The following is a 16024-nucleotide window of genomic DNA, read 5'->3' as shown; positions in this document are numbered from 1 at the left end:
CGACACCGGCTCCGCGCCGGGGCTGACGGAAGTGCAACCTTCCTCACGCCCAACGTCCCCAACTGCATCTGCCTCAACTGGCCCGGCCCCAGCTCCTCGCTGTGCCGCGGCGGGCCGATACCCGTGATAGAAAAACACAGCGCCGTGTACGGCGCCCCATGCACTCAATGACATTTGACGAACTCAAGCTCGCTCCGGCCATCCTGAAAGCCGTGCGCGAGCAAGGCTACGAAACGCCTACCCCCATCCAGGCCCAGGCCATCCCGGCCGTCCTCGAAGGCCACGACCTCCTCGCCGGCGCCCAGACCGGCACCGGCAAGACGGCGGCCTTCACGCTGCCGATCCTGCACAAGCTGAGCATGGCGCGCAGTGCCGCCAACAAGTTCGGCGGTACCGGCATCCGCTGCCTGGTGCTCACCCCCACCCGCGAACTCGCCGCACAGGTCGAAGAGTCGGTCCGAGATTACGGCCGCTATCTGCAGCTGTCGTCCACCGTCATCTTCGGTGGCGTGGGCATGAACCCGCAGATCGACCGCCTCAAGCGCGGTGTCGACATCGTCGTCGCCACGCCCGGCCGCCTGCTTGACCTGCAGCAGCAGGGCATGCTCGACCTGTCGACGGTCCAGATCCTCGTCCTGGACGAAGCCGATCGCATGCTCGACATGGGCTTTATCCACGACGTGCGCAAGGTGCTCGCGCTGGTGCCCAAGGACAAGCAGAGCCTGCTGTTCTCGGCCACCTTCAGCGACGAGATCCGCGAACTGGCCAACGGCCTGCTGCGCAACCCGCAGAGCGTGCAGGTCACGCCGCGCAACACCACCGTGCAACGCATCACCCAGGTCGTGCATCCGGTGGGCCGCGCCCGCAAGAAGGCGCTGCTGGCACACATCATCCAGAAGAACGACTGGAGCCAGGTGCTGGTGTTCACCCGCACCAAGTTCGGCGCCAACAACGTGGCCGACTACCTGAACGAACATGGCGTCACCGCCATGGCGCTGCACGGCAACAAGAGCCAGAGCGCACGCACCCAGGCGTTGTCGGGCTTCAAGACTGGCGAGTTGCGCGCCCTGGTGGCGACCGACATCGCCGCGCGCGGCATCGACATTGATGAGCTGCCGCACGTCGTGAACTACGAGATCCCCAACGTGCCCGAGGACTACGTGCACCGCATCGGCCGTACCGGCCGCGCGGGTCGCGAAGGCCAGGCTGTCAGCTTCGTCTGCCTGGACGAAGAGGGCTTCATGCAGGAAATCGAGCGCTTCACCAAGCAGCAGATCCCGCAAGAGCCGCTGGAAGGCTTCGGACCTGAAGAAGGCGAGCGCGCGGAGCCCATCGCCATGGGCCGCCAGACCCTGTGGGGTGGCGCCGGACGCCCGCCAAGCCGCGACGTGATGCAGGCGGCCGCCAAGGCTGCGCGTCAGGACATGATGCAGCGCATCCGCGACAACAAGGGCCGCCAGGGTGGCCAGGGTGGCGGCCAGCGCGGCAATGGCAAGGACGCCGCGGCCGGTGGTCGCGATGGCCAGCCCCAGCAGCCCCGCAATACGCATCCTTCGCGTCCGGAGCACGGGCCTGAAGGCGAAGGCCGCAATGGCAACAGCCGTCGCCGCCGTCGCGGTGCCGGCCAGGGCGGCGGCGCGGCTCGCGCGCCCCAACCCCACGCAACGCATCACGCCCCGCACGGCGGCGGCGGTGGTGGTGGTGGCGGCGGCGGCTACGAAGAGCGCCAGCCTCGTCACTACGGCAACAGCCAGAGCCCGACCCAGGCGGACGCGGTCGCGCACCGTCGCGCCGAAGTTGGCGTGGGCTATGGCGCCGGCCCCGATCCCCTGCGCACCAGCGTCGACAGCTTCGGCGGCCGTGGCCGTCGTGGCGGCGGTGGTGGCGGTGGTGGTGGTGGCGGTGGGAATCGACGCAACGGCGGCGGCGGTGGCGGTGGCCGTTCCGGCGGCGGCGGATTCCGCTGATCACCAAGCGCACTGTTCACAAGGCCCGATGGTTTGCGCCATCGGGCCTTTTTGCTTTTGAGCGGCGGGCCGGCGTTGTCCGGCTAGAAGCAGGTGTGCACGGCGCCCCGCACACCACCCTCGTCATCGACCAGCGCCATCCAGCGCCATTTGTCGAAGGTCGTGCAGGGATGGGAGATGCCCAAGGCCACGCGATCACCCACAGCTGGGGCAATGCCGGCCGCATCAAAGCGCAGATAGGCGTGCTGGTCGTTCAGCGCAGTGACCTTCCAGCCCGCTGGTGCCGAGGCGGCGATTCGCTCGCCCAGCCGCGCGAGTCGTACCGGGATCGGCATTTCAATGTCATGCGAAATGTCGCGCCGGCCGCAAGTGAGCAAGGCCAGACCTTCCTCGGGCACCGACTGCACCATCGACCACACTTCGAGCGCAGGGCGCAGCGAGTCGTCGAGCCCTTCGCGACGCTCGACTTGGGCCAGGTAGCGACGGTAGTTGCCATGGTCGTGCGTGAGGTAGCAACCCGAGCGGAGCACGCCGGTCACTCGTCTCGATAGTCCGGCCGTCCGGAGCATCGGAATGACGAGATCGAACACGGCCGATCCGCCTGCGGTCAGCAGGATCTGCTCGTCTTCGAACAAGTCCTGGGCATCGCAGGCACGAACGACTTCGTTGACCCGCCGCAGCAGCGCACTGACCTCTCGCACATCGTGATCGTTGTCGCAGTTGGCCGCGTGGCCCTCGTAGCATTCGACGCCGCCCAGGCGGACCGCAGACGAACGCTGGATGGCGCGCGCCAGATCGATCGCGTCATCGAAGTGGCGCACACCTGTCCGCTGCCCCGGCACGCCGATCTCCAGCAACGCGTCGAAACGGCCGCCATGGCGACGCCGACGCGCCCACGCTTCGATCATGGCCAGTTGGGCCCGTGAATCGACCAGGAACCAGACGCGTAGCCCGTCATGCTGGGCCAGCAGAGCAGCCAGAGCGTCGAGATCCGCGTCACTGAGCACCTGGTTGGCGATGATGGCGCGCCGTGCGCCGGCGCGCACCCCGACTGCAAGCTGGAAGATGGTCGCGAACGTGAGGCCCCAGGCGCCAGCCTTCAACTGCATGTCGAACAGCTCGGGCGACATCGTCGTCTTGCCATGCGGCGCCAGTTGCACGCCCTTGCGACGTGCAAAGTCCTGCATCCAGGACAGGTTGTGCGCCAGCGCGGATTGGCGCAGCGTCGCCAGCGGGTAAGCCAGGTCGTCAGCCAGTACGTTCCATCCAAGCGCGCCAAGTGCGTCGCTGCGGCAAGGCTGCGCGCGGGCGGGGAAGCTCTTGTAGGAGTGATCGAGAAGGAAGGTATCGTTCATGGTTCCATTCGTTCAACGGGCTGGTTCAACCTCCATGATCGCAAACCTCGAAGCCGCGACATTGAAAGCACGCCTGGTTGCCGTGGACTGGGGCACCAGTTCGCTGCGCGGCGCGCTCCTTGACGCCGACGGCAAGGTCCTGCAAGAGCAGACGCATCCACGCGGCATCCTCTCCGTCGAGCCCGGCGGCTTTGCCGCCGTGTTCGATGAACTCTTCGGCCACTGGATGGGCGAATCCGGCACGCGCTGCCTGATCTCCGGTATGGCCGGCAGCCGCCAGGGCTGGGTGGAAGCGCCCTACTGCCCCTGTCCGGCAAGCCTGGAGGATGTTCGCGCGCGCATCGTCGACCAGGGCCGGGTGTCCATCGTGCCGGGCCTGTCGGACGAACACGACGGCGTCCCCGATGTCATGCGGGGCGAAGAAGTGCAGATCTTCGGCGCGATCGCCCTCACCGGCATTCGCGACGGCTTGTTCGTCCTGCCCGGTACCCACAACAAGTGGGCCCAGGTGGAAGACGGACGCGTCATGGGTTTTCGAACCTTCATGACCGGCGAGTTCTATGCCCTGCTGTCGCGCCACTCGATCCTTTCGCGCACCATCGATGCAGACGCGCCGATGGATGAAGCGGCATTTCTGCAAGGTGTGCGCGTTGCCGACAACGGGCATGGCCTGTTGCACAACGCCTTTGGCGTGCGCACGCTGGGCTTGTTCGAGCGGCGTTCCCCGGGTGAGCTGGCCAGCTACCTGTCGGGCGTGCTGATCGGCGAGGAGTTGCGTACGCTGCTACCGCAGGGCCATCATTCGCTGACGCTGATTGGCGCCCCGCAGCTCACATCGCGCTACGCTCTGGCCCTGGGAGCCCTGGGCATTCAGGCAAACACGCTCGGCGCCAATGCCACCTGGGCTGGGCTGCACGCGCTCGCCGCGCGATGACCATTCCTCATTCCTGATTCTCGGCACACCACACACCATGAGCAGCATCCAGGACAAGTTCGACAAGGCGATGGCGCAGTTGCCACTCGTGGCCATCCTTCGTGGGCTGACACCGCAAGAGGCGGCCGGCATCGGCGACGCGCTGGTCGAAGCTGGCTTTGGCCTGATCGAGGTGCCGCTGAACTCGCCCCAGCCGCTGGAGAGCATCGCGCTCTTGCGACAGCGTCATCCGCAAGCCGTGGTCGGTGCCGGGACGGTGCTGAACACACGGCAGGTACTGGAGGTGGCGGCCGCCGGCGGCGAACTGGTCGTCTCGCCCGATGCCAAGCCCGCCGTGATCGCCGCCTCGCGCCAGGCAGGACTCATCAGCCTGCCGGGCGTCATGACGCCCACCGAAGCTTTCGCCGCACTGGACGCCGGCGCGCATGGGCTGAAGATCTTTCCGGCCGAGATGGCCTCGCCCGCCGTGGTCAAGGCCTTGCTCGCGGTGCTGCCGGCCGGCACGCCCATCCTCCCCGTAGGCGGCATCTCGCCGGGCAACATGGCCCAGTGGCAGATCGCCGGTGCAGCCGGCTTCGGCATCGGCTCGGCCCTCTACAAACCGGGCAAGAGCGCCACGGCCGTGCGCGAGGACGCGCATGCCTTCGTCGCCGCATATCGGGGCCAGCTGCGCGCTTGAACGGCCGAGGCCGGCGCGCATGCTGGATCAGCCACGCAGGTAGTGCAGCATGGCCGGCCCCGCCAGCGCCACGCCCGCCACCACCAGAAGCGCACAGACGATGCCTTGCACCACGCGGGGCGACCAGGCCGGCGGCGCGCGCCGCACCCATGCGGTGACGCCGAACACCAGCGGCGCGGCCAATACGCTCAGATAAAGCGAGTCGAGCCCGAACTGCCCCGTGGGCACCACGATGGCCAGACGCACCAGCGAAGCGATGGCGAAGCACGACACCAGCGTGTGGCGGATCGAGATCGCCGCCATCGGCTGCCGATAGAAGTGGTAGACGAGCGGCGGCCCCGAGGTGGAGAACAGCCCGCCCATCACACCCGACACCAAGCCCATGGCGCGAAACGACGCCGAGGACGACCGTACCGCCCTCGGCGCGGCACGCAGCAGCAGCATGGCCGCGCAGGCCAGGATCGTGAGACCGAGCAGGAGCCGCAGCAGTTCGACCACGTTGCCCGACAGCCATCCAAGCAGGAACACCCCGCCGGCCACGCCAAAGACGCTGCCCATCATCGTGTCGCGCAGCGCTTGCACATCGACCGCCTTGCGCGCACCGCCTCGCAGTGCGGCCCATGCCTGCACCAGGCTCAGAAGATTGCAGGCATTGGCCGCGTCCGCCAGCGGCACCACGTGCAGCACGCCTACCAGGCCCAGCAGGATCAGACCAAAGGCAAAGCCGGTGAGCGCCTGGGCCCAGGTGGCCAACGCGACGCAGACGAGAAAAACGCCACCATCGAGGACCGTCATCGAACGGAACCCACGAAAGGATCAAGCGGAAACAAACTGGCCCCATCCAACAGGGGCGAAAACCAACCAGGCGAGCGCATTCATCGAGGCTAACCGATGGAACGCCCTCGCTGTGACAGCCTTCCGTCTCGTCTCTGGGTGCGATCGGGCGGCTCAGGGCGCCATACGCTCGGCACTCAATTCGACATGCCGAAGCAGCGCCGCAGGCCGCCTCGGCCACCCCACCCGGCCAAACCAGGCGCCGCCCGCGATCGCACAGGCGATCACGCAGCCGTAGACGACCAGCGCCAATCCCTGCGCCAGGAACACATGATCCAGCCCGCCGCCCCAGCGCAGGGCCAGCCAGCCTCCGATGGCAGCGACCGCGAGGCGCGCGAGATTTCCCAGCACCGGCCAGAGCAGCCTGCCCGCGCCCTGCGACGCGAAATACAACACCAGGCCGACGCCGAAGAACCCATAAAGCGGCCCCACCATCCGCAGGTACTGCGTGCCGGCATCCAGCATCGCGGCGTCATGGCCGAAGAGCAGCAGCCATTGGCGGGGCCAGATGGACGCCGCAAGGCCGACCGCTTCCGACATCGCAAACGCCAGCCCCGCGCCGATCCATGCAGCGCGAATGGCACGCTCCCGATCGCCCGCGCCCATGCACGTACCCACCATCGCCAGCAAGGGCGCGCCCAACCCGAACACCAGCGGCACCAACAGGTACTCGAGGCGCGCGGCGGTTCCGTAGCCCGCGATCGCGTCCGGGCCGAAGCGCCCGGCCAATGCCGTGGCGGTGCCGATCGACAAGTTGGTGGCGAACGTCGAGATCGCGCCGAGCAGCCCCACGCGAAGAATGTCCCGGAAGAGCCGCCATTGCAGCTGGATGCCGGCAAAGCGCGGTGCCAGCAGGCTGCGTGGCGATCGCAGGTAGGCCCACAGGACCAGCGTGCCGCCGAGGTAATACAGCAGCAGTGCGATCGCCCCACCCGCGATGCCCAGCGCAGGCACTGGGCCCCAGCCGAAGATGAGCAGGGGCGACAGTGGGATCAGCACGATCACGCCTGCAACAGTGACATTGGCGGGCACCGCCATGTTGCCGGTTCCGCGGATCACCGCCGCCAGCGAGTTGAACAGCCACACCAGCGCCGCGCCGGCAAACACCCAGTGCGAATACACAAGCGCGCCAGCCAGCGACTCGCCGCTGCCGCCCATCTGCGTGTAAAGCCAGCGGCCGCCCAGCAGCAATGCCACGGTGAATACGGCCGCAAAGCCCAGGGCAATCACGATGGCGTGGAGCACCAAGGCATTGGCGTCATCACGCCGGCGTGAACCCAGCGCGCGCGCAATGGCCGAGGCAATGCCGCCGCCCATCGCGCCGGCCGAGGTCATCTGCATCAGCATGACGATGGGAAAGACCAGCGCCATCGAAGCGAGCGCATCGGCGCCCAACTTGCCGACGAAGTAGGTCTCGATGAGGCCGACGGCGGCCTGCGCCACCATCACCAGCACATTGGGCGCAGCCAGCTTGAGCAGCGTGGGCGCGATGGGGCCTTCGAGCAGGAGCCGAGTGCGCGCGTCGAGCACGGCGGTCGTGGTCGTGGTCGTGGTCATTTGCGAGATGCCTTCAGGCTGCGGCGACCGCACGCCGTGCCAGCGGTGCCTCGCGGATCGACAGGTTCACCAGTGCAGCGCCAATGGCCAGCACGATGTCGATGTACCAGACCCAGTCGTAGCTGCCGGTCGCCTCGAACACCCGGCCTCCCAGCCATGCCCCGAGAAAGCCGCCCACCTGATGCGCCAGCATCACGATGCCGAACAGCATCGCCATGTTGGAAGGGCCGAAGAACTTGGCCACCAGCCCCGCCGTGGGCGGCACGGTCGAAAGAAAGCTCACGCCCATCACCGCCGCGAAGACGAGCACCGTGGTGGGCGTCTTGGGCGCCAGCAGGAACACGAGCACCGCCACCGCGCGCACCGAGTACACCAGCGCCAGCAGCGACTTCATGCGCCAGCGGCCCACCGCCCAGCCCATGGCAAGGCTGCCGACGATGTTGAACAGGCCGATCACACCCAAGGCCCAGGCGCCGACCTGAGGACTCAGGCCGCAGGCCTCGACCACGCCGGGCATGTGCGTGGCAAGAAAGGCCACGTGAAAGCCGCAGACGAAAAATCCCGTGGCGAGCATGCGATAGCTCGGCAGCCGCACCGCCTGACGCACGGCCTCGCGCGCGCCCAGTGGCTTGGCCGCCGAAGCCGTTGCGGCGGCCGATGCACCCTGCAGCGAGTTGCCCTTGAGCACCCATGCGGCCGGCAACGCCAGCAGCACCAGCAGGCCCATCCACTGCATGGCGTTGGCCCAACCCGTGGCGGCGATCAGCGTGATGGCGATCGGCGCCATCGCGAACTGGCCGAAGGACCCACCCGCATTGACCAGGCCCGTCGAAAAGCCGCGCCGCTCCGCCGGCACCATGCGCATCGCGGCGGCCATCAGCACCGACGGCCCCGCCATGCCGGCCCCGCCGGCAGCCAGCACGCCGATACAAAAGATGAGGCCAGCCGTGGAGGTCATGAACGGCGTGAGGATGGTGCCCAGCGCCACCAGCAGCACGCCGATGAAGATCACGCGCCCGGTGCCGATGCGGTCGGCCACCGCGCCGGCAAACGGTTGCGTCAACCCCCACCAAAGTTGGCCGAACGCAAAGGCCAGGCTGATGCTGCCCACGCCAAGTCCCGTGGCGGTGTTGAGCGACGAGAGAAAAAGCCCCATCGTCTGGCGCACGCCCATGGTGAGCGCGAACACGCCACCGGCCGCCAGCAGCACCAGCCACACGGCGTAGCGCTTCAAAGGAGCGCCCGCAGACCGTTGAACATCAGTCATTGATCGCTCCTTCGACTTCTTGATCTGATTCGCCTTCGGGCTCACTGCCAAGCAGCGCCAGGGAGTCGTCGATCAGCGCATGCAGCGCGCTCACCTTGTCTGCGCCAAGACGCTCGTTCAGCGCAAGCTGGGCCACCTTCCAATGACCCTGCGCCTCGCGCCGCTTGACCCGCCCCGCGTCCGTGATGCGCAGCAGGCGGCTGCGCGCATCGACGCCAGCGCCCATCTCGATCCAACCGGCAGCCAACAGCGGCTGGAGGTTTCGGCTGAGCGTCGACGGCGTCATGTGCATGGCCTCGGCCAGATCAGCCGGCCGGATGGGGCCGAGATTGAGGACGTTCGACAGCAGCGAATACTGCGTGGTCTTCAGACCGCAGTTCGCCATCTCGGCGTCGTAGATGCGGCCAATGTGGCGCATCAATTGCCGCACCTTGAAGTTGGTACAGCCTTGAGGAAGTTTGGCGGGGCTCATGCTACGATTGTAGCTGCAACTATTGCATATGCAACTCAAGGATCAAGGTATGAGCATGGAAGACACCCTCACCGCATGGCTGGCGCAGGAAGCCGAGGTCGCCGCCCGTCTTGACGCTGGCCCCGGGCCGGGCGTCGCGCGACCGGAACAGGTGGCCGGCAAGACTGGCCTGGAGATGATGCAGGCCATGCTCGATGGCGAACTCCCCTACGCTGCCATCGCCAAGACCCTGGACTTCACCATCCTCGAAGTGGAGCCTGGCCGCGCGCTCTTCCAAGGCACGCCGAAGCCGGCCCACCTGAACCCCATGGGCGGCATCCATGGCGGCTGGTATGCCACCTTGCTCGACTCGGCACTCGGCTGCGCGATCCACACCATGATGCCGGTCGGCCGCGCCTACACCACGGCAGAGTTGGGCGTGAATCTGGTCAAGGCCATCGGCCCCAAGGTGCAGCGCGTGCGAGCCGAAGGCAAAGTCGTGCACTGCGGGCGCCAACTGGCCACCGCCGAGGCGCGCCTGTACGGCCCGGACGGCACGCTCTACGCGCACGGCACCACGACCTGCTTGGTGTTCGAGATGCGGCAGCCCACGTAAGAGCCCAGATCGGTCGAGACGGTCAACCGCGCCCGTCTCGCCTGGAATGGCTAAAGGGCCTTGTAGACAACCCGCGTGCTGGACACCAGATGTTCCCGGACCATGGCTTTCGTGGACTCGGATGAATCCCGCCACGCCACGAAGGCCGGCGAGTCCAGGACTTCCGGACTGTCGAGGTCGTAGATGGTCAGGTATTGCACTCGCTCACCGGGCGTCACGAATCGCCGCGCCGAACGGACGCCGCGCTGCATCAGCATTTCTGGGACGTGAGTCTGGTCATACCAGCGGTTGAAAGCTTCTTCGGAGCCCGGCCGAACCTCGAAGCTCATCAGCAATACGCCCCCAGAGGACGTCGAGAAGGCCGCATGGTTGCATCGCCCTTCCCGCACGCGGTCTCCAGCCCTGACGTTGCGCAGGAATCCTTCGACGGCCGCGTTGAACATCGCCGGCGATTCCAGGTTGGACAAGTGCCCCAGGCCAGGCAGCACCGACAGCATGGCACCGGGTATGGCTTGGCTGATGGCGCGCAGCTTGCTGAGTGGAAACAGCGGGTCGGCCTCAGCCGCGACCACATGCACCGGACAGCGAATCGCCGCCAGGTCCACATGATTCTGGTATGTCGATGTCGCCGTCAGCGTCTTCAGATACGAGTCCGTGCGGAGCGCGGCGATGCTGTCGATCAGCTGTTGAAGCACGTCGGCCGAACATGAAGGCCCAGCCAGCGAGCCGGCCACCGCTGGCGCGATCTGCGCCGGCGTGAGACCTGCCAACAAGGGAGCGCGGCGACGCTCCAGAAAGACCTTTCGATCCTCGGCCGGCATGTCACCCGCATCGGCGACCGCACTGCAGGCGGTGAAGCTCAGCAACCGATCCCGGTGGTGCTGCAGAAAGTCGAAACCGATGCGCCCCCCGAGCGACAAGCCGACCAGGTGGCAAGCGTCGGCGCCCAGATACCGCAAGACGCGAAGCAGGTCGCCCCGAATGTCTTCGAAACGCAGCGGACCGACGTAGTCTTCGCTGGCACCGTAGCCGCGCAAATCCCAGGCCGCGGCCTGGAACCCGAGCGCGGCGAAGTGTCCAAGCTGAACATGCCAGTTGGTCCGATTCCCACCGATGCCATGGAGAAACAGGATCAGCGGCCCTTCTCCGGCAATGTCCAGGGCAATCTGCGGTGCCCCAGGTACCCATTCCGTCCTTAGATCCTGCGTCATGTTCGACCGCCCGCTCACTCCGCCTTGGGCGGCGTCAACTGCGCCATCTCTTCCTGGGAGTAGAGCGACAGCAACCCGATGCGTTCCTGGCAGATCTCAGCGGTGAACGGCAGCATGAGCGAACCGCAACGGCTGTCGCGGTAGAGGCGCTCCAGCGGGAGCGAACGAAGCATCGCCTGCCCACCGCACGTACGAATGGCCAACTGCGTGATCTTGGCCGCGTTCTCCATGACGGTGTAGTGGCCGATGTACATGCGCAGCAGCGCCTCCCTGTCCGGCGTGGGCACGGCCTCCGAGATCATGCGCAGGTAGATCGCACGCGTCTGCTCCAGTGCGATCGCCATCTCCGCCACCGCGAGGCGCTTGGTCGGGTAGTGGCGCCGCTTGACCGGAGGCATCCCCTCGATCTCTCCCTTGAGATAGGCGCATGTGAACTCATAGGCACCTTGGGCAATGCCCATGTAGGCTGGAGAGATCGTCACGAACGAGTGTGGCCACAAGGATCGCGTCCGGAAGTAGGTGCCGCGAGGCATGATCTGCTCCTGCTCGGGCACGAACACGTCCTTCATGATGATGTTGCGCGACACCGTCGGGCGCATGCCCAGCGGGTCCCAATCGCCCACGATCTCCAGGCCCGGTGTATTGGTAGCGACCGCCAGGAACAAGGTGTCCTCGAAACGGGGCGGACCATCGTTGATCTCGGTGCAGACGATGCCATGGAAGTCCGCCGCGCTGGACAGCGATGCAAAGATCTTGCGGCCATTGATCAGCCAGCCCCCATCGACACGCTTCGCTGACGTGGCGTACGGCCGAGTGGTCCAGTCCTCGCCAGTCTCGGAGAAAGGCTGCGAATACAGCTTGCCCTCTTCGATGATCCGGCCGAAGTGGTGCTTGCGCGCACGCTCGCCAGCCTTGAGTTCATCCTCGGAAAGCGGGCACGCATCCATCAGCATGCCCGGATAGGTGGTCGAGCAGGTGTGCATGTTGAACGTCAATGCGGTAGCGCCGCACCAGCGACCGATCTCCGCAGCCACGAGCATGTAGGTCTGAAATGAAGCGCCGATTCCCCCGAAGCGCTTGGGAATGCACAGGCCGAGGAACCCGGCTTCGCGCAGATCCTGATAGTTCTCGTACGGGAACGATGCCTCTCGGTCATAGTGCGCAGCGCGATGCTGGAACTTGGACTTCCCCAGTTCCCGAGCAATGCCGACGAGGCGCTTCTGTTCGGAGGTCAGCTCGAAGCGCATTTCCTGTTCAAGCGTCGAAGGTTGGGTCATGGCGTTCATTGCAGGTTCGCTTTCATGTCTGAGGAGAGTTGTCCATCGGTCACCACAGGGCGACCATCAACGGTGATCGAGCACGCACGCATCGGGATGTCGAAGTGCCCCTTGGTGAAACGACCGGCGTTCTCGTTCGCGCCGGTCGAAAACAGAAAATTGCCGGCGAAGACGCGCAACTCGGTGCCGTTGACGTCATTGCGGTCGTACATGGTCAGTGCATCCCAGCGCGCACGTGGATTCATGCCCCATCCGACATGAGACACGGCGTAGGCGTTGCGATCGCCCCAAGCCTCGAAGTAGCTGCGCATCAGTTCCGCATCGAGGCCTGAGCCTTCGATCCGCGTCACATAGTCGGCTTCGATGTGCAGCGTGATCGGCGACTCCAGATAGCGCTTGAACGTCAAATTGACGTCCCCTGGCGCGAGCACGATCTTCCCGTGCGTTGCGCCGCTGGCCGGCACGCAGGCAACGAGCCCGCCGGGCCAATGCGTGCGGGTTCCAGGCTCGGTGCAGTAGCCCCAATTGCCGCCGACGACGGCGCCGACCAGATCGACCGACAACTCGGTCCCCGCTGCGGATGTCACCTGCATCTTCCGCGCGTCAGACAGCAATTCGCGCCCACGGCGCACCGCGGCCTCGAGTCCCGGCGTGCCTGCCACGCGTTCCAGGATCTCTGGATGCTCATTGCTGATCATTACCAGTCGAGCGCCTCCAGAAAGGATCTGCTTGAGTTCCCTGGCATGGAGCAAGCCCTCCACCGTGCAGTCCACGACAACCTGCGCTGCGCTCAATCCCGCGATCACCGCGCCGTGCTCTCCGATGACGTCGGAAGCTCCGGTCGATCGCACGGGCACCTGTTCGGTTTGCGGTGGCGTCGGCAGCACGACGTGGAATGGTCTTGCTCCGATGGAGAGCAGTGCGAGCTCCGCCAGGTGCACGTTCAATGCACGCGACTGCGTCTCGGAAAGGATGGCCACGAGGTCTCCCGCACCCACTGCACAGCGCCTGAACTGCGCTTCGAATGCGGCGATCCATCGACCTTCGATTCTTTGCTGTTGCATCAATCCTCCAAGGTTGGAAAAAGACAGTTCCTGCGCCGTGTCTGACCCAACAAAATTCCGATTGCGTTACTACACGGTTTAGTTTATTCTTGATCCAGGCTTCGACGATGTCAAGCACTTGCCGACGACGGCAACTCGAATCGCCTGACGCGTCATTGGCCATTCAACCAAGGAAGGTGAATGAAAAAGAAGACGAGGTCTCCCTCACTCACGGCGGTCGCAAAGACCGAGGTCGTGGAGCTCGGCGAACGGGCCGTCGAGAAGAAGCAACGCATCGTCGATGCCGGCTTGCGCGTCTTTGTGGAAGACGGCTTTCGCGGAGCGAGCATGGACCGCATTGCCACCGAAGCGGCCGTTTCGAAGCCGACGATCTATCGCTACTTCGAAAGCAAGGAGCATCTGTTCGAACAGATCCTTCGCGGTGTGTCTGACCGCATGCTGCTGCCGGTCGAACACGCGCGGGACGATGCCGCACCCGTCGAAGCCATTCTTTGTCAGGTTGCGGGCAATGCGGCCGAGGTTGTTCTGTCCGACGATGTCATTGCTCTGCAGCGTCTGGTCACCGCGGAACTCACCCGGTTTCCAGATCTCGCGCACGGCTTCTTTCAGAACGGTCCGAAGCGTGCCATCACCGGCTTCGGAAAGATGCTGCGCGAGTGCCGTGACGCCGGCGAACTCGAGATCGATGACCTGAACGTCGCAGCTCATCAGTTCTGGTCGCTGACGATCGGCATGCCCCACCGCACCAAGCTCATCGATCCGGACTGGTCAATGACCCGGACGGAGGTCCGCAAGTGGATTGCGTCGGGCGTCAAGAGCTTCCTGAAGCTCTACGGCGTACAGGCCGCCGGACGACGCGCAGGAAGCGAGCCCAAGCTGAGATCCAACGCTGCCAGCTAAGTCTGGCGCCCAGTCAACCAATCTGAAACCAGAGGACCCGCAAATGAAGTCTTTGCAAGACAAGGTGGTTTGGATCACAGGTGGAGCGACGGGGATCGGCATCGGGGCGGCCCGGGCCCTGGGCGACGCAGGTGCCATCATCATTCTCAGTGGCCGCCGCCAGAGCGCACTCGACGAAGCTGCGCAGGAATTGCGGGCTGCAGGGATCCAGTGCGAGACCGAAGCACTCGATGCTGCTGACCCGCAGGCCGTTGCCAAGGTGGGCGCAGACATCGTTTCACGACATCGCGCGGTCGACATCCTCATCTACAGCGCCGGCCTGAACGTTCCTGATCGCTTCCTCTCGCAGATCGGGGCGGAAGACTGGCGCCGCATGGTCGACGTGAATCTCAACGGTGCCATGTACTGCGCCAAAGCCGTCTTGCCTGCAATGCGAGAGCAGCGCAGCGGTCTGATCATCAACATCTCCTCGTGGGGTGGCAAATACGTCGTTCGACAAGCGGGATCCGCCTATACGGCCGCCAAGCACGCGGTCGTGGCCTTCACCGAGTCACTGAACATCGAAGAATGCGTCAACGGCATCCGAGCTTGCGTCATCTGTCCGGCCGAAGTGTCGACGCCGTTTCTTGACTCCAGGCCGCTCAAGCCAACGGAAGAGCAACGGCAAACCTTTCTTCAGCCGGAAGATCTCGGCCGCGTCATCCGATGCGTGGCCGAGCTCCCGGCGCGCGCTTGCGTCAACGAGATCCTGATCTCGCCAACGCTGAACCCGTTGTACGTCGCCCAGCACCAGAAGCCCGCATTCGCCTGAAGCGACACCGACGCGCCAGGCAAGCGGAACCCTCGGATTTCTTGGTCTTTTTTTTGGCAAGGAGAAGCGAAGATGATGCGATCCATCAAGCGGCTGACGGCCGCACTAGTCGGTCTGACACTGACCACGGGGGCCGCGTTCGCACAGTCGCAAGAGACTGTCGTGCGCCTGAATGACTACCCGGGAATCGGCAATCCCATGGCGCGAGTCATGGTGGATCAGAAGCTTTGCGAGAAGCAGGGCTTTCGTTGCACCTTGCAGACCATCCCATCTGCCGCACTTGCCATGCAGGCGCTTCTTGCGGGCAGCCTGGACGTGGCTTCGGTCGGCGCGGAAACAGGGTTGCTCGCTGCATCGAAAGGCGCCAAGGTCAAGGTCTTCGGTGCCGCCCTGGTCAACACGAACTTCTTCTTTGCGGTGGGCAACCACCTGGGTCCCCAAGTCACCGGGCAGAAGTATCCGGAAGTGGTCAAGAGCCTGAAAGGCAAGCGCATTGGCGTCGCGGCTCGCGGGTCCGCCGCCGAGTACCAGTTTGCGTCATTGGCCGCAGGCGCAGGCTTGAAGACCGAGGACTTCACGATGGTCGCCGTCGGCGGGCCCGACACCGCGTTCGCTGCGCTTGCCAACAAGCAGATCGACGGACTGTTGGGATTCGAGCCAGTCGCTGGCATGTGCCAAGTGCTGGGCGCATGCACGATCGCGGTCGACATGCGCAAGGGTGAGGGCCCGAAGGAACTCGTGGCGCTCAACGGCGCCTCGGCCCCGAACTTCGTGCGTGCCGAGTTCGCCCGGGACAACCCGAAGGTCCTGGCAGGCCTGGCTGCGGCATTTGCCGAGGCCGAAGGCTACTTCACCAACCCATCGCACTTCGACGAACTGGTCTCGATGACGGAGAAGTACTTTCCGATGAACCACCCCAAGCGCAAGGAGATCATCAGCACTGCGTTGCAGGCTTCGGTGGGTGCCGTTCGCTTTCGGATCGACCCCAAATCGCTGCAGGCCATCTCGGACTACATGCAGCGCACCGGCCAGCTTCCGGCCAGCTTCGATACCGCAGGCCTGCTGCTGACGAACTACGCAAGTTCCAAGACTGACTGAACC

General features: G+C 65.3%; 15 protein-coding genes. 7 read left to right on the top strand and 8 right to left on the bottom strand.

Going from position 1 to position 16024, the window contains the following annotated elements:
* Positions 1-167 precede the first annotated feature (167 nt).
* Positions 168-1967, top strand: coding sequence for a DEAD/DEAH box helicase (locus QTH91_RS05455; protein ID WP_286658991.1), 1800 nt, complete (start codon positions 168-170; stop codon positions 1965-1967).
* 83 nt (positions 1968-2050) lie between these two features.
* Here QTH91_RS05455 and QTH91_RS05450 read toward each other — a convergent pair whose 3' ends face one another.
* Positions 2051-3322, bottom strand: coding sequence for an amino acid deaminase (locus QTH91_RS05450; protein WP_286658990.1), 1272 nt, complete (start codon positions 3320-3322; stop codon positions 2051-2053).
* 34 nt (positions 3323-3356) lie between these two features.
* Here QTH91_RS05450 and QTH91_RS05445 point away from each other — a divergent pair, with 34 nt between their 5' ends.
* Positions 3357-4256 (top strand): 2-dehydro-3-deoxygalactonokinase, encoded by a 900-nt coding sequence (locus QTH91_RS05445; protein WP_286658989.1) that lies wholly within the window; start codon positions 3357-3359, stop codon positions 4254-4256.
* Between the two features lie 37 nt (positions 4257-4293).
* A complete protein-coding gene (locus QTH91_RS05440) occupies positions 4294-4935 on the top strand; it encodes a 2-dehydro-3-deoxy-6-phosphogalactonate aldolase (RefSeq protein ID WP_286658988.1) in 642 nt (213 codons plus the stop codon).
* 27 nt (positions 4936-4962) lie between these two features.
* On the opposite strand, the gene QTH91_RS05435 is transcribed toward QTH91_RS05440, so the two are convergent.
* From QTH91_RS05435 to QTH91_RS05420, 4 genes are all read right to left on the bottom strand, one after another.
* Complete coding sequence (locus QTH91_RS05435; RefSeq protein WP_286658987.1) at positions 4963-5730, bottom strand: TSUP family transporter; 768 nt, start codon at positions 5728-5730, stop codon at positions 4963-4965.
* A 153-nt stretch (positions 5731-5883) separates the two neighbouring features.
* Positions 5884-7326: an MATE family efflux transporter gene (locus tag QTH91_RS05430; RefSeq protein WP_286658986.1), complete on the bottom strand. Its 1443-nt coding sequence runs from the start codon at positions 7324-7326 to the stop codon at positions 5884-5886.
* Positions 7327-7339: 13 nt separating this feature from the next.
* Complete coding sequence (locus QTH91_RS05425) at positions 7340-8593, bottom strand: MFS transporter (protein ID WP_286658985.1); 1254 nt, start codon at positions 8591-8593, stop codon at positions 7340-7342.
* Complete coding sequence (locus tag QTH91_RS05420) at positions 8586-9065, bottom strand: MarR family winged helix-turn-helix transcriptional regulator (RefSeq protein WP_286658984.1); 480 nt, start codon at positions 9063-9065, stop codon at positions 8586-8588. The genes QTH91_RS05425 and QTH91_RS05420 overlap by 8 nt, the downstream gene beginning before the upstream one ends.
* A gap of 49 nt (positions 9066-9114) precedes the next feature.
* Here QTH91_RS05420 and QTH91_RS05415 point away from each other — a divergent pair, with 49 nt between their 5' ends.
* Positions 9115-9660 (top strand): PaaI family thioesterase, encoded by a 546-nt coding sequence (locus QTH91_RS05415; RefSeq protein ID WP_390368336.1) that lies wholly within the window; start codon positions 9115-9117, stop codon positions 9658-9660.
* A gap of 50 nt (positions 9661-9710) precedes the next feature.
* Here the strand turns inward: QTH91_RS05415 and QTH91_RS05410 are convergent, their stop codons facing one another.
* From QTH91_RS05410 to QTH91_RS05400, 3 genes are read right to left on the bottom strand one after another with little or no spacing between them, the layout of a single operon-like run.
* The gene (locus QTH91_RS05410; RefSeq protein WP_286658983.1) at positions 9711-10871 is read right to left on the bottom strand and encodes an alpha/beta fold hydrolase; all 1161 of its coding nucleotides are present in this window, start codon (positions 10869-10871) and stop codon (positions 9711-9713) included.
* 14 nt (positions 10872-10885) lie between these two features.
* Positions 10886-12148, bottom strand: coding sequence for an acyl-CoA dehydrogenase family protein (locus tag QTH91_RS05405; protein ID WP_286658982.1), 1263 nt, complete (start codon positions 12146-12148; stop codon positions 10886-10888).
* A 5-nt stretch (positions 12149-12153) separates the two neighbouring features.
* Positions 12154-13212 (bottom strand): 2,5-dihydroxypyridine 5,6-dioxygenase NicX family protein, encoded by a 1059-nt coding sequence (locus tag QTH91_RS05400; protein WP_286658981.1) that lies wholly within the window; start codon positions 13210-13212, stop codon positions 12154-12156.
* Positions 13213-13392: 180 nt separating this feature from the next.
* Here QTH91_RS05400 and QTH91_RS05395 point away from each other — a divergent pair, with 180 nt between their 5' ends.
* The 3 genes from QTH91_RS05395 (at position 13393) to QTH91_RS05385 (ending at position 16021) form a co-directional block, all read left to right on the top strand.
* Positions 13393-14112: a TetR/AcrR family transcriptional regulator gene (locus QTH91_RS05395; RefSeq protein WP_286658980.1), complete on the top strand. Its 720-nt coding sequence runs from the start codon at positions 13393-13395 to the stop codon at positions 14110-14112.
* Positions 14113-14164: 52 nt separating this feature from the next.
* A complete protein-coding gene (locus QTH91_RS05390; RefSeq protein ID WP_286658979.1) occupies positions 14165-14923 on the top strand; it encodes an SDR family oxidoreductase in 759 nt (252 codons plus the stop codon).
* Between the two features lie 72 nt (positions 14924-14995).
* Complete coding sequence (locus QTH91_RS05385; protein ID WP_286658978.1) at positions 14996-16021, top strand: ABC transporter substrate-binding protein; 1026 nt, start codon at positions 14996-14998, stop codon at positions 16019-16021.
* Positions 16022-16024 lie beyond the last annotated feature (3 nt).

This window comes from Variovorax dokdonensis (genome assembly GCF_030316895.1).
GTDB classification, from domain to species: Bacteria; Pseudomonadota; Gammaproteobacteria; order Burkholderiales; family Burkholderiaceae_C; genus Variovorax; species Variovorax dokdonensis.
Note: the sequence above shows the minus strand (reverse complement) of the source record. Positions and strands in the feature narration are given on the sequence as shown.

What these genes read in the sequence shown, in the direction of transcription:
- QTH91_RS05415 (WP_390368336.1), top strand. Translation starts at nt 9,115, where the DNA reads ATGAGCATGGAAGACACCCTCACCGCATGGCTGGCGCAGGAAGCCGAG.
- QTH91_RS05430 (WP_286658986.1), bottom strand. Translation starts at nt 7,326, where the DNA reads ATGACCACGACCACGACCACGACCGCCGTGCTCGACGCGCGCACTCGG.
- QTH91_RS05385 (WP_286658978.1), top strand. Translation starts at nt 14,996, where the DNA reads ATGATGCGATCCATCAAGCGGCTGACGGCCGCACTAGTCGGTCTGACA.
- QTH91_RS05445 (WP_286658989.1), top strand. Translation starts at nt 3,357, where the DNA reads ATGATCGCAAACCTCGAAGCCGCGACATTGAAAGCACGCCTGGTTGCC.
- QTH91_RS05420 (WP_286658984.1), bottom strand. Translation starts at nt 9,065, where the DNA reads ATGAGCCCCGCCAAACTTCCTCAAGGCTGTACCAACTTCAAGGTGCGG.
- QTH91_RS05440 (WP_286658988.1), top strand. Translation starts at nt 4,294, where the DNA reads ATGAGCAGCATCCAGGACAAGTTCGACAAGGCGATGGCGCAGTTGCCA.
- QTH91_RS05410 (WP_286658983.1), bottom strand. Translation starts at nt 10,871, where the DNA reads ATGACGCAGGATCTAAGGACGGAATGGGTACCTGGGGCACCGCAGATT.
- QTH91_RS05425 (WP_286658985.1), bottom strand. Translation starts at nt 8,593, where the DNA reads ATGACTGATGTTCAACGGTCTGCGGGCGCTCCTTTGAAGCGCTACGCC.
- QTH91_RS05450 (WP_286658990.1), bottom strand. Translation starts at nt 3,322, where the DNA reads ATGAACGATACCTTCCTTCTCGATCACTCCTACAAGAGCTTCCCCGCC.
- QTH91_RS05400 (WP_286658981.1), bottom strand. Translation starts at nt 13,212, where the DNA reads ATGCAACAGCAAAGAATCGAAGGTCGATGGATCGCCGCATTCGAAGCG.
- QTH91_RS05405 (WP_286658982.1), bottom strand. Translation starts at nt 12,148, where the DNA reads ATGACCCAACCTTCGACGCTTGAACAGGAAATGCGCTTCGAGCTGACC.
- QTH91_RS05395 (WP_286658980.1), top strand. Translation starts at nt 13,393, where the DNA reads ATGAAAAAGAAGACGAGGTCTCCCTCACTCACGGCGGTCGCAAAGACC.
- QTH91_RS05435 (WP_286658987.1), bottom strand. Translation starts at nt 5,730, where the DNA reads ATGACGGTCCTCGATGGTGGCGTTTTTCTCGTCTGCGTCGCGTTGGCC.
- QTH91_RS05455 (WP_286658991.1), top strand. Translation starts at nt 168, where the DNA reads ATGACATTTGACGAACTCAAGCTCGCTCCGGCCATCCTGAAAGCCGTG.